At 67.1% G+C, this 12,726-nt stretch carries 11 protein-coding genes and 4 tRNA genes; 4 read left to right on the top strand and 11 right to left on the bottom strand.

The features are described from left to right. Positions 1-56 precede the first annotated feature (56 nt). The 3 genes from QT386_RS01315 to QT386_RS23290 all read left to right on the top strand — a co-directional run bounded on the left by QT386_RS01315 (position 57) and on the right by QT386_RS23290 (position 2,242). A complete protein-coding gene (locus QT386_RS01315; protein WP_289271921.1) occupies positions 57-860 on the top strand; it encodes a hypothetical protein in 804 nt (267 codons plus the stop codon). 105 nt (positions 861-965) lie between these two features. Further along, the gene (locus tag QT386_RS01310; RefSeq protein ID WP_289271920.1) at positions 966-1,751 is read left to right on the top strand and encodes an enoyl-ACP reductase; all 786 of its coding nucleotides are present in this window, start codon (positions 966-968) and stop codon (positions 1,749-1,751) included. Beyond that, positions 1,748-2,242, top strand: a complete 495-nt coding sequence (locus QT386_RS23290; RefSeq protein WP_289271919.1) for a YcxB family protein — start codon at positions 1,748-1,750, stop codon at positions 2,240-2,242. Before QT386_RS01310 ends, QT386_RS23290 begins: the two co-directional genes overlap by 4 nt. 131 nt (positions 2,243-2,373) lie before the next feature. Here QT386_RS23290 and QT386_RS01300 read toward each other — a convergent pair whose 3' ends face one another. From QT386_RS01300 to QT386_RS01260, 9 genes are all read right to left on the bottom strand, one after another. Beyond that, positions 2,374-3,615 carry a dicarboxylate/amino acid:cation symporter gene (locus QT386_RS01300; protein WP_289271918.1) on the bottom strand — a complete coding sequence of 414 codons (1,242 nt, stop codon included), beginning with the start codon at positions 3,613-3,615 and terminating at the stop codon, positions 2,374-2,376. Between the two features lie 72 nt (positions 3,616-3,687). After that, positions 3,688-5,607, bottom strand: coding sequence for a SurA N-terminal domain-containing protein (locus tag QT386_RS01295; RefSeq protein WP_289271917.1), 1,920 nt, complete (start codon positions 5,605-5,607; stop codon positions 3,688-3,690). A 78-nt stretch (positions 5,608-5,685) separates the two neighbouring features. After that, positions 5,686-5,760 (bottom strand) — tRNA-Lys (locus QT386_RS01290). A gap of 13 nt (positions 5,761-5,773) precedes the next feature. Further along, positions 5,774-5,849 (bottom strand) — tRNA-His (locus tag QT386_RS01285). Positions 5,850-6,067: 218 nt separating this feature from the next. After that, positions 6,068-6,144 (bottom strand) — tRNA-Arg (locus tag QT386_RS01280). 17 nt (positions 6,145-6,161) lie between these two features. Continuing rightward, on the bottom strand, positions 6,162-7,817 hold the full coding sequence (locus tag QT386_RS01275; RefSeq protein ID WP_289271916.1) for a DUF1631 family protein: 1,656 nt from the start codon (positions 7,815-7,817) through the stop codon (positions 6,162-6,164). Positions 7,818-8,050: 233 nt separating this feature from the next. Beyond that, positions 8,051-8,722 carry a DUF799 domain-containing protein gene (locus QT386_RS01270; protein WP_289271915.1) on the bottom strand — a complete coding sequence of 224 codons (672 nt, stop codon included), beginning with the start codon at positions 8,720-8,722 and terminating at the stop codon, positions 8,051-8,053. Further along, a complete protein-coding gene (locus QT386_RS01265) occupies positions 8,719-9,090 on the bottom strand; it encodes a DUF4810 domain-containing protein (RefSeq protein ID WP_289271914.1) in 372 nt (123 codons plus the stop codon). Before QT386_RS01265 ends, QT386_RS01270 begins: the two co-directional genes overlap by 4 nt. 37 nt (positions 9,091-9,127) lie before the next feature. Then, on the bottom strand, positions 9,128-9,799 hold the full coding sequence (locus QT386_RS01260; RefSeq protein ID WP_289271913.1) for a CsgG/HfaB family protein: 672 nt from the start codon (positions 9,797-9,799) through the stop codon (positions 9,128-9,130). A gap of 298 nt (positions 9,800-10,097) precedes the next feature. On the opposite strand from QT386_RS01260, the gene QT386_RS01255 reads away from it, so the two are divergent. Beyond that, entirely contained in the window at positions 10,098-11,285 is a 1,188-nt protein-coding gene (locus QT386_RS01255) for a lipid-transfer protein (protein WP_289271912.1), read from the top strand. A gap of 54 nt (positions 11,286-11,339) precedes the next feature. Here the strand turns inward: QT386_RS01255 and QT386_RS01250 are convergent, their stop codons facing one another. After that, entirely contained in the window at positions 11,340-12,290 is a 951-nt protein-coding gene (locus QT386_RS01250) for an NADP-dependent oxidoreductase (RefSeq protein WP_289272355.1), read from the bottom strand. A gap of 295 nt (positions 12,291-12,585) precedes the next feature. Next, a tRNA-Arg gene (locus QT386_RS01245) sits at positions 12,586-12,662 on the bottom strand. Positions 12,663-12,726 lie beyond the last annotated feature (64 nt).

The following is a 12,726-nucleotide window of genomic DNA, read 5'->3' as shown; positions in this document are numbered from 1 at the left end:
CAGCCGGAACTCTGCGGGTCCCCGGAACTAGGGCTTGCCATCACAGCGCACGTATCATGGAAGGCCTTCACGGAATCCTGCCGATCATGTCCCGTCCCTGCCGTCTTCTTCTGCTGCTCGCGGCGTTACTGGGCGCTACGGCGGCCCCGGCCCAATGGGCTGATCCTCGCACGGCACCCGCCGGCTCGATGACACAGGCCTGGGACCCAGGCACGGCTCCGCCAGGCCCACCTCCGGCAGAGCGTTCATCAGAGAGCGTGACGGCGGGGTTCTTCCGGCAGTTCCCCATCCTCTGGCCGACCTTCGTGGAGGCGATGAAGGAAACGCCGGAGCTGCGCAAGGGCGGCTCGATCACCGTTGCCTTCACCATCGAGGCGGACGGACGGGTGACGGACCCGAAGCTTGTGGCCAGCGACTTCAACCGCCCTGAACTGGAAAGCCAGATTCTGCGGCAGTTGCGCCTGATCCGCTTCGACCCCGGCAATTTCGCTCCGAAGCCCGTCGCCAGCTTCCAGATTCCCCTGCATCCGGCCCCCAACCCCACCAAGCCCGCAGTGCCCAGCCGTTCCCTTGATGAAGTACAGCTGGGCTTCGAGAGCCAGAAGGCTGCGTTCCTCAAGCTCTACGAGGATGCCAGGGCCCAATGGCCTGTACTGTCGGAGGGAGGAAAGATCATCGTCCGACTCGAGGTGGCACCGGATGGCCGGATGACGGGCTCCAGCCTGGTGTCGAGCACCTTCAGACATCCCGAGTTCGAGTCCCGAATCCTCGCCCAGGTCCAATCCATGCGCTTAGAAGCGAAAGACATTCCCGCTTTCGTCTATCCCAACTATCCGATCGTTCTGCACCCGCCGACGTGACCCGGCGAACGACTGTCCTCCTGTAGTCCCGACGGGAGTGGCCATACAAGGGCCCCCCCCGTTTATCATGGGGCTCCCCTCAGGACACCAAGAGCAGGATTAGCCATGGGTTTTCTTTCCGGCAAGAAGGCGCTGATCACCGGCGTCGCCAGCGACCGTTCCATCGCCACCGGCATCGCCGAGGCCTTCCACCGCGAGGGCGCGGAGCTGGCCTTCACCTACCAGGGCGAGCGCCTGAAGGGCCGCGTCGAGGAATTTGCCGCCAGCCTGGGCAGCAAGATCGTGCTGCCGCTGGACGTGGTGGAAGACGCGCAGATCGACGAAGTGATGCAGGAGCTGCAGAAGCAGTGGGGCGGCCTGGACGTGCTGATCCACTCGATCGGCTTCGCCCCGCGCGAGCAGCTGCAGGGCCGCTACCTGGACGCGGTGACGCGCGAGGGCTTCCGCATCTCGCACGACATCTCGGCCTACTCCTTCGCGGCGCTGGGCAAGGCGGCGCGGCCGCTGATGCAGGGCCGCAAGGCCTCGCTGCTGACGCTGACCTACCTGGGCGCCGTGCGCGCGGTGCCGATGTACAACGTCATGGGTCCGGCCAAGGCCTCGCTGGAAGCCAACGTGCGATTCATGGCGGCGGACCTCGGCGAGCAGGGCATCCGCGTCAACGGCATCTCCGCCGGCCCGATCAAGACGCTGGCCGCGGCCGGCATCACCGGCTTCCGCGGCATGCTGTCGGCGGCCGAGAAGGCCTCCGCCCTGAAGCGCAACGTCAGCATCGAGGAAGTGGGCAACGCCGCCGCCTTCCTCAGCTCGGACCTGGCCTCCGGCATCACCGGCGAGATCCTGTACGTGGACGCCGGCTACAACGTCATGGGCATGAGCATCGGCGAGTGAGCACTCCGGTCACGGTACTGCCGCTGGCGGCGCGGGGCAGTCTGGGCGAGGCGGACTACGTCGCCGCGCAGTTCCTGCACCTGCGCCCGCCGCCGATGGTGCTGAGCCTGCTGGGGCTGGTGCTCGTGGCGGCGCTGATCGGCCTGGCGCTGACGCGCTCGCCGGTGCTGCTCAGCACGCTGGCGGTGCTGGCCACCTACCTGCTGCTGGTGATGCCCTGGCGGGCACGCCGGCGCTATCGCGCCAGCCCGGGCATCGCAATGCCCATGGCGCTGTCGGTGGACGAACAGGGCCTGCACTTCGACCGGGGCGGCCGCGGGCAACTGCTGCGCTGGGAACAGATCGGCCGCTGGCGCGGCACCCGCAACCTGGTACTGCTCTACCCGGTGAAGAGCGGCTTCTACCTGGTACCGGCATCGTTCTTCGCGCGGCCGCAGGACTTCGAGGCGTTCGTGGAGCTGCTGCGGCAGCGCGTGGGCACGCCGCACTAGGCCGGCAGGCCCGGCGGCCTACTTGGGAATCCCGTAGGAGCGGCCGTTGGCCGCGAACGTCTTCGCCGTCATCAGCAGCGCTCGCGGCCAACGGCCGCTCCTACGAGTAGGTCATCGATCCTCTGCCTGCCCTAGCGCTGGAGTATGTCCTCTCCTTCCATCCGCGCCACCGTCACGGTGGCCACGGTGTCGCCCAGCACGTTGAGCGAGGTGCGGCACATGTCGAGCACGCGATCCACGGCCAGGATCAGGCCAACGCCCTCCAGGGGCAGGCCGATGGTGCCCAGGATCAGCGCGATGGCCACCAGGCTGGCCGAGGGAATGCCGGCCACGCCCACCGAGGTCAGCAGTGCCATCAGTACGACCGTAAACTGGGTGGCGAAGCTCAGTTCCAGGCCATAGGCCTGGGCGATGAACAGTGCCGCGGCGCACTCGTAGAGCGCGGTGCCGTCGGTGTTGACGTTGGCGCCGATCGGCAGCACGAAGCCGGTGACCCGTTCGGAGACGCCGGCGCGCTCGCGCAGGCAGGACAGCGTCAGCGGCAGCGTCGCAGCCGAGGAACTGGTGGAGAAGGCGGTGAGCAGGGCCGGGCCCACGGCGCGGTAGTGCGCCATCGGAGAGACCCGCGCCACCAGCCGCAGCAACAGCGGCAGCGTCACCACGGCATGCACCAGCAGGCCCGCCACCACCGCCACGAAGAACACCGCCAGGGGGCGTAGCGCCTCCAGGCCGGTCTTGGCCACCACGCCACCCACCAGGGCGAACACGCCGACCGGCGCGAAGCGCATGACCAGGTCGGCGATGCGCAACATCGCCTGGTAGACGCCCTGCCAGAACTCCTGCTGCGTGCGCCGCGTGGCCTCCGGCAATTGCGCCAGCGCCCAGGCGAACAGCAGGGCGAAGGTCACCACGCCGAGCATGTCGGCCTCGGCCGCGGCGCCGATGGGGTTGGCCGGCACCAGGCGCTGCAGCACCGCCACCAGGTCGCCGGTGCCGCGCTCGCGCACGCCGGAGACAACCTCTTCGGTATCCGTCGCCAGGCCCAGGCGCTGCGCGGCCGGCTGGCCATCGACGATGCCGGGCGCCAGCAGGTTGACCATCAGCAGGCCGGTGAGGATCGCCAGCAGGCCGGTGCCCATGTAGAACACCAGCGTGCGCCAGCCCAGGCGCCCCAGCGTGCCGGTGTCGGAGATGCCGGCCAGGCCGCAGATGATCGCGGACACGATCAGCGGCACGATCAGCATCTTCAGCCCGTTGAGGAAGATGGTGCCGACGAAGGCGCAGGCCTCCAGGAACCACGGCGCCTCGCCCAGCGTCATGCCGGCAACCAGGGCCAGCGCCAGTGCGATTGCGATCTGCCAGTGCAGCTTCATCAGCCCGCCCCAAAAAGAAAAACCGTCCGTAGGGTGACCTACGGACGGTTCGGCACGCAAACCTGCGGGCTTTTATTCCTCTTCGGGCGACGCCGCCGCGGTGGGCGGATTCACCAACTTGATCTCGACCTTTTCGCCGATGACCTTCTGGTAGGCGGTGAACTCGGCGCCGGCCTGCATCTCGCGCAAGCGCGGACGCAGCTGGGCGACTTCCTGGACCGTGGCCGGAGTCGGGTCACGCACGTCGGTCAGCACGGCGACGACGACGTTGCCGTTGACCAGGCTCAGCTCGGAGTACTGCGGCTTGCCGGCGGCGGGGCGCGGTAGCTTGAACACGGCCTGCAGCAGCAGCGGATCCTCGCCCTGCTGCACGCGCTTCACCGCGCCGGGCTGGCGCAGCTCGGCACCCGCGGCGATGACGGCTTCGACCAGCGGCTTGCCGGCGCGCAGTTCGGCCAGCAGCTTCTTGGCGTCGGCCTGGGCCTGGGCCTTGGCGATCTCGGCGCGCAATTCCTCGCGCAGGGATTCAGCCACTTCGGCCAGCGGACGCTGGCGCGGAGCTTCGTATTCGGCCTTGCGAACCACCACCAGCGACTCGCCGACCGTGATCGGCTTGCTGTTCTCGTTGTCCTCGCGCACTTCCGGCGAGAAGGCGGCCTGCATCACGGCCGGGTTGGCGGCGATGCCGGTGCCGGCGTCGCGCGTGAACCAGTCGGTGGTCTGCACCTGCACGCCCAGTTCCTTGGCCACCGGATCGAGCGAGGCATTGCTCTCGAAGGCCAGCTGCTCGAGCTTCTCGGTCTGCTCCTGGAAACGCTTGGCCAGCTCGCGGTTCTGGTACAGGGAGATCAGCTCCTGCTGCACGTCGGCGTCGGCCAGGGCGCGGGTCACGGAGGGCTTCAGATCGTCGAGGCGGATCAGCTGCCAGCCGAACTCGGTCTCGATGGGGCCCGCGACTTCGCCGGCCTTCAGGTCGAACAGTTCCTTCTCGAAGCTCTCCGGCATCTGGCCGCGCTTGATCCAGCCCAGGTCGCCACCCTGCGCCTTGGAGCCGGTGTCGTCGGAGTTGGCACGAGCCAGCGCGGCGAAGTCCGCGCCGCCCTTGAGCTGCGCCGCCAGGCCTTCGGCCTTCTTCTTGGCCGCGCTCTTGTCGGCGCCGAAGTTGACCAGGATGTGGCTGGCCTTGCGCTGCTCCTGCGTGGTGAAACGGGAGGCCTTCTCGGCATCGTAGATGGTCTTGAGTACGTCCTGGCCGGGCAGCGAGGCCTGGGCCAGCTTGGCCTGCGACAGCTCGACGTAGGCCAGTCGGATGCGCTCCGGCGCCATCAACTGTGCCTTCTTCTGGTCGTAGCGCGCCTTGACCTGCTCTTCGGTGACGCTGGCCTGGGCCAGATACTTGGTATTGTCGAACAGGGCGTACTCCACCACGCGATCCTGCATCGCCAGGCGCCAGGCCTGCTGGATGTCGGCGTCGGTGATGAAGGCGGTCTCCAGCACGCCGCTGCGCATCTGCTCGATGGCGATGGAGTTGCGGACCTGCTCCTCGAAGCGCACCGGATCCAGCCCTTGGCGCGCCAGCACGGCGCGATAGGTCTCGGTGTCGAACTTGCCTTCCTTCTGGAAGGCCGGGATGCGGCTGAGGTAGTCGAAGACCACGGCGTCGTTGGCGCGGTAGCCGGCCTGGTCGGCGAACTGGCGCAGCATGGCTTCCTGCGTCATGTCGTCCAGCACCAGCTTGCGGAAGCTGTCGGCCTTGAACTCTTCCGGCTTGAAGTTCTCGCCCATCAGCGAGACGTACTGGCGGTAGCGCTGGTCGTAGTTGTTCTGGAACTGCGACTGGTGGATTTTCTGCTTGCCGACCTTGGCGACCACGGGGTCACCCCCGCCGCCAGCGAAGGTCTCGATGCCGAAGAAGGCGAACGGAACCACCAGCAGGGCAACGATGAAGCCTGCGACGATACCGCTGGTGCGGTCACGGATCTGTTGAAGCATGGTTTCCTCAACTCTCTAACGGCTGCGTAGCCTAAAAACGCCAAAGCCCGGTCAGGGCCGGGCTTCGTCGTTTACGTATGGTGGGTTGCCAGGGACTCGAACCCCGAACCTACTGATTAAGAGTCAGCTGCTCTACCATTGAGCTAGCAACCCATACGACCGATTTTGGGGTGACCGACGGGGCTCGAACCCGCGACAACCAGAATCACAATCTGGGACTCTACCAACTGAGCTACGGCCACCATTGGTGAGCTTCCCAACCCCGGGAAACTCAAGGGCCGCGAATAATAGCAGAACTCTTCAAAAGTCCAAAAGCTTTTTTGCAGCTGACCCGCCAAGCCCCTTCCATGACGCCCCATGGGCCCCATATTCATGGCAAAGGCGGCCCTGCAGAGAGTCCGGCCTCGGCGGATTCCCCGCCGGGGTCCATGACTATAGGGCCTTGGACCGGCCCCGTGACTGGTGCGCCCGGAGAGACTCGAACTCCCGGCCCTCTGGTTCGAAGCCAGATGCTCTATCCAACTGAGCTACGGGCGCATTTAAATGAAAGTCAGCTAGTGCGCTGGCCGCGCGGCCTGCAGGATGCTGATCGACACGGCCACCCGGTCGGCGGCCATGCCGACGGCGGTCAGACCCTCGGCCAGGGTCTTCATCAGGCGGTCCCAGGGTTCGCGGTCCTGGTCCGGGAAGGGCTGGTCGACCTCGTCGATCAGTTCTTCCATCAGCTTCAGGCCCTGCTTCCACTGCTCGTGGTCGGCGCCGTGGTTGGCCAGACGCTTCATCAGCAGCGGGCCCCAGGCCGAGGTCAGGAACTTCATGGCCGGCTCGGGCACGTTGCGGCCGAAGGTGGCCATCTCCACCTGGCGCATCACCAGGCGGCGCACTTCATTGATGATGGCCTGGCGGCGCTGTTCGGCCTCTTCCTTCTTCCACTCGAAGAAGCGCTGGATCTGGGCCTCGTCGATCGGGGCCTGGGTCAGCATGGCCTCGCGTACGAATTCCGGCGACAGGTCGAACTGCACCAGCACCTGCTGCAGCCGCTCCACTGCACGGCGCGCCTCGGCGTTGCCGGTCAGTCGGGCGCTGGCGGACTTGAGCATCAGGTCGTTGACCAAGCTGTTGATCGGGTGCGTGGCGGCGGTGAACAGGGTGGAATCGGCCAGCGCCGACTTCACCACCGGGAAGCGCACCGACTCGTGCTGGGCGCGCAGTTCCTCCGGCACCAGGGCGTCGGAGATGGCCTCGTTGATGAAGCGGCCGGCCAGCGACATGCGCTGCAGCGGCACCCAGCGCGGGTCATCGGCCGCGCCGGACACCACATGCGGGCCGGTCATGCTCAACAGGTCGGCGGCCAGGGAGCCGTCGTTGTAGACGCCGTCCCCCGCCTTGCCGGCAAAGTTCTGCAGCATCGAGACCGTGCTCGAATCGACCTGCGGTGCCGGGGCCGGCTCGCGGCGCATGACCGGCGGCGTTACCGAAGGGGCATTCACGGGCGCAGGTGCCGGCTGCGGTGCCGCGGCTGCGGTGACCGGGGCCGGACCTTCCTGGGTGGCGCGCACGGCGGCCGTGCTGATCACCTTGATCGAGGCGATCAGCGATTCATACATCTGCCCGAGTTGCGGCACGACGGCGTCGTCGAAGCGCTGGAACAGGACCTGGCGCTGGGTCGCGGGCCAGTCGATCTCGTTCGCGGTTTCCTGCAGGGTCCGCACCAGGCTGGCCGGGGCCAGCGCACGGGTGTAGATGGGGATGTACAGCATCAGCCGCAGCCGGTCGACGCGCGCGTCGAGCTCGCCCACCGTGCGGCGATGGAGGCTTTCGGCGCGGAGTTCGGCGTTGGCCGAGACCACCGAGGCCTCCGAATTCTGCGCCTGGCCCGGCACTTCGCGGCGGGCCAGGTCGCCGCCCACCAGGCCGGCGTCAACGCGCTGCACGTATGCGTCCAGCCAGCCCGCTCCCTTCTCGGCCACCAGCATCGCCAGTTCGCCGAAGGCATGCTGCGCCTGGAGGTCGCCGGCGCCGAACGCCATCTCGGTGAAGTCGGCCGGCAGCTTCTGCACGAAGGCGGCGAACAGGTCGGTCAGGTGGCTGCGGACGGTCTTGCGCAGTTCCTCGGCCGCGGCCAGGCCCAGGCGCTTGAGGTGATCGGCCTGTTGCAGGGAGGGGGCAACGGCAGGCTTGGGGTCGCCGGGGAGACTGCTCTTGCTCATCGAGTGATTGCAGCTCCAGGGCGATGAACCGGCAACGGCGGGGACGGCAGGCTCTTGGCCCGCTCCCTTGCCCGCCCGGTCCGGCAATGTTCTGTCCGCATTCTGGAACCCCGCCCTCACTGCATTGGCAGCCGCTGCGTGGCGGCTGCTCACCGGTCTCCTGCCGGCTCCGCAGTATCCGGTTGTTCCGGGCACGGCCGCAAGACCGGCCCGGCGGGGTTCAGTCAGCCCCGTCAGGGGGCCGGGCTGCCGTCCTGCTGGTACTTGGGCGAACGCGGGCCGTAGAGCACGCCGGCCGGGCGGCCGGCGGAGGCCAGGCGGGCGCTGGTCATGCCCGCGACGTCATAGCTGGCGTCACTGACGTTCTCCATGACCTGGTACACCACGGCCTCCACCAGCAACCCCACCAGGCCGCCTTGCGAGCCACCGCGGTTCTCCGCGCTCGAGGCGCTGGCGCTGCCGTTCCACAGCAGGGCACCGGTGCGCAGATCCACCAGCCGCGCCTCCGCGGTCACCACGGTCTCGCTCTGGATCACGCGGTACACGGTGCCGTACTGGCTGATGCGCACATACAGCGCGGCATCGGCCCCGAAGATCTCGCGCAGCTTGGTCGTGGAAACTTCGGTGATCTCGGCAGGGTTGTTGAGGCCGTTCTGGCGGAAGGTCTCCTCCATCAGGGTCACCGGCAGCACGTAGTAGCCGGACTCGGCCAGCGGCCGGGTCAGCTGCGACAGCATGCCGTGGGTGGCCTGCATCGACGTGGTGGTATTGACCGGCGGCAGGACCAGGATCGACTTCGGCCGGCTCTGGCGGAAGGCGGTGTAGTCATAGGCCGGGGGCGTGGTGACGCAGCCCGAGAGCAGCAGGGCCAGCAGGCCGCAGGCGACGGTGCGAAGGACGCTCATCGGACATCTCCCACGCTCTGCGTGGCGAACTTGCGCAGCAGGAAGTCCATGTAGGGCTTGGACTCGGGGAACAGCACGGCCTCGGTCTGGAAGGCGCCCTGCGCCTTGTCCAGTTGCCCAGTGTTCAGGTACAGCAGGCCGAGATGGGCGTTGAAGCCCGGCGGCACTGACTCGCCATTGGACTGTGCGCGATGCGCGGTCTGCTCCAGCCGGGCGCGCTGCGCCTCCGGCGGTTCGCCCTTGAAGTGCGAATAGACCACCGGCTGGTAGTCGCCCCAGTAATACAGCGGTTTTTCCGGCGTCACGCAGCCCGACAGCAGCACAGCCGCCAGGACCGCGGCGCCCGGCGCCGCAAGCCATCCACCCATCTTTATCCCCTCCCCCCGAAGTGCTCTTGCCGCCGGATTACTGTTTGACCGTCTTCCAGGCACCGGACTCGACGCCTGCCACCAGGTTGTTCACCGCCTCGCGTATCGCCAAGTCCAGGACCTTGCCGTTGAGCGTGGAGTCGTAGCTGGCGGTACCGCCGAAGCCGATGACCTCGCGGTTGGACAGGCTGTATTCGCCGCTGCCCTGCGAGGAAAACACCACCTCGGAGGTCTCGACGTCGACGATGTTGAGGTTCACCTTGGCGTAGGCGATCTGCTGCTTGCCGCTGCCGAGGATGCCGAACAGCTGCTGGTCGCCCACTTCCTTGCGACCGAATTCAGTGACGTCGCCGGTCACGACGTAGTCGGCGCCCTTGAGCTTTTGCGCGCTGCCCTTGATCTTCGCCTCCTGCCCGATCTCCGGCATGTTGTCGCGGTCCAGCACGCTGAAGCGGCCGGTCTGCTGCAGGTGGGTGATCAGGATGGTCTTGGCCTGGCCGCCGAGGCGATCAACGCCGTCTGAGAAGATGCCGCGCATGTAGCTGGAGCGGTTGTCGAACTTGCCGACCGCGATCGGGCTGCGGGCGCCCTGGTAGGGCGTGCCGGCGGAATTGACCTTGGGCACTTCCAGCACGCGGTGGCTCTCGGTGGCGCAAGCCGACAGGGTCAGGGCGACGATCAGCGCGATACCCGCATGCAGCTTCTTCATGTGATTCCTCAGGGCCGGTGGAAAGGCGAGCACCCGGGCCTGGATGCCAGGCTCGGGACGGCCTGCATTTTATGCCACCGGCCGGGAGGAAAACTGAGACGTCGGCCCCGTTATGCCGCCGAAGCGTGTCTCAGCACTCGTCATGCCGCCGCTGAAGGTGCGGATTGGTTGCAGGTCGACGGGTGCTGCGCCATGCCGACCACCTTGCGGGCCACCCGTCACCTCCCCGTAGGGGTGGGGACCTCCACCGGGCGCAGGACTACATTGCCGGCACAACATTCCCGCAGGAGCATCACCCGTGAGCCTGAAAGTCATCGTTGCCGGCGTCGGCATGATCCCCTTCGCCAAGCCGGGCAATAGCAAGCCCTATGACGAAATGGGTGCCGAGGCGACCCTGCTGGCACTGCAGGATGCCGGGCTGGCCTACCGCGACGTCCAGCAGGCGGTGGCCGGCTACGTCTATGGCGACTCCACCAGCGGCCAGACCGCCCTGTACCGGGCGGGCATGAGCGGCATCCCGATCTTCAACGTCAACAACAACTGCTCGACCGGCTCGTCCGCGCTGTTCCTGGCCCGCCAGATGGTCGCGTCCGGCATGGCGGACTGCGTGCTGGCCCTGGGCTTCGAGCAGATGCAGCCCGGTGCGCTGAAGTCCCACTGGGACGACCGGGTGTCACCCTTCCATCGCTTCGATTCGCTCTGCGACGAGATCAACCCCTACCCCGAGGTGCCACTGGCGCTGCGCTACTTCGGCGGAGCAGGCAAGGAGTACATGGACACCTACGGCGTGGGTCCGGATATCTTCGCCAAGGTCCGCGCCAAGGCCAGCCGCCATGCCGAGCACAACCCGATGGCGCTGTTCCGCAAGCTGGTGAGCGAAGAAGAGGTGCTGCAGTCGCCCATCGTCTTCCCGGCCGCGAAGCTGACCCGCCTGATGGCCTGCCCGCCGACCTGCGGCGCCGCCGCCGCGGTGCTGGTGTCCGAGGACTTCGCCCGGAAGCGCGGCCTGGACCGCCGCGTCTCGATCATCGCGCAGGCCATGACCACGGATACCCCGGACAGCTTCGACGATCGCAGCATGATGAAGCTGGTCGGCTCCGGCATGGCCCGCGCCGCTGCCGACAAGGTCTACGCCGAATCCGGCATCGGCCCCCAGGACGTGGACGTGGTGGAACTGCATGACTGCTTCGCCCAGAACGAAGTGCTGAGTTACGAAGCGCTGCGCCTGTGCGCGGATGGCGGTGCAGAGAAGTTCGTCATGGAAGGCAACAACACCTATGGCGGCAGCCACGTGACGAATCCGTCGGGCGGCCTGCTCTCCAAAGGGCATCCGCTCGGCGCCACCGGGCTGGCCCAGTGCACCGAGCTGGTGACCCAGTTGCGCGGCCAGGCCGGACTGCGCCAGGTGGACGGCGCCCGCATCGGCCTGCAGCACAACCTCGGGCTCGGCGGCGCCTGCGTGGTCACGATGTACCAGTTCGACTGATCGACCGGCTGGCGACGGTGCCCGAGACTCATCCGGGCGCCGTCAGCCACGGGATCAGCTGGGGTCCGCGCCGCTCTGCACCAGCACCTTGCCCTTGTTGGCGCCGGTGTAGAGCATTTTCAGCGTGTCCAGCGCCTTGTCGATACCCGAAGTCACGTCCAGGCGGAATTTGAGCCGCCCCTGCAGCATCCACTGGGCGAACTGCTGCTGGTATTCCGGGTAGCGGTCGGCGTAATCCAGGATCACGAAGCCCTGCACGCGCAGGCGGCGCATGATCAGGTTGCGGAACATGTAGGGGCCCGGAATCCGGTCGCCTGCGGCGCTGTTATAGGTAGAGATCAGTCCGCAGATCATCACCGAGCCGAAATCCTTCATCACGGTAAGGCCCGCGTCGAGCATCTCGCCGCCGACGTTCTCGAAATGCACGTCCACGCCCGGCGGGGCCAACTCGCGCAGGCGCTCCACCACGTTCTCGCGCTTGTAGTCGATGGCGTGGTCGTAGCCAAACTCGCTGGTCAGCCAGCCGCACTTTTCGGCGCCGCCCGCGATGCCGATGGTCTTGCAGCCGTGAATCCGCGCGCTCTGGCCCACCAGCATGCCGACCGCACCGGCCGCCGCCGTCACCACCACCGTATCACCCGGCTTGGGCCGGCCGACCTCCATCAGGCCGACCAGCGCCGTGGGGCCGGCGATCACCAGAACGCCGAAGGCGTCCGCGAGCTTCAGCCCCGGAATGCGCGGCACGATCGACAGGCCACTGCCATCACTGATGGCGAACTCCGACCAGGGCACCAGACCCGCCACCAAACTGCCCTGGGGGAAGCCGGGATGGCGCGACACCACCTCCGCCAGGGTAAAGCCCTTCATCGCCTTGCCCTCGCGGATCGGGTCCATGTACAGGTCCCAGTCACCCAGCCGCAGGCGGTTGGTCGCGTCCATCGACAGGTAGATCGAGCGCAGCAGCATCTCGCCTTCCTTCGGCTCCGGCAGGCGATCCTCGCGCAGCTACAAGGTGTCGGCTTCGAGGTCGCGGGACGGCTTGCGATTGAAGTACCAGCGGCGCGTGACGGTCATGGGGGTCACCTCAAGGTTCTTGTGTCCCGAGTGTCGGCAACTCACGGCGCGGCCACCCCACCCGATCGGGCGGGATGCGGTGTAGGCCCGGGAGCACGGCTCGGCGGAAATCTACCCCCGCGTCCGGAGATGCCCAGTCGGCGCCCTAAGCCATTGATTCAGAATATTCGAGGGGAGAGCCGAGGCCTCAGTGAGGCATCCTCGCGCTGCGAGGAGCTAGCAGAAATGGCGCGCCTGGAGGGAATCGAACCCCCGACCCACGGCTTAGAAGGCCGTTGCTCTATCCAACTGAGCTACAGGCGCATCTCTGAAGCCTGCATATGATGCCATGTGCCGGCCCGCCCTCTCTCGGCAATCGCTAGAATTC

Source organism: Solimonas sp. SE-A11 (genome assembly GCF_030345715.1).
Classification (GTDB): domain Bacteria; phylum Pseudomonadota; class Gammaproteobacteria; order Nevskiales; family Nevskiaceae; genus Solimonas_A.
Note: the sequence above shows the minus strand (reverse complement) of the source record. Positions and strands in the feature narration are given on the sequence as shown.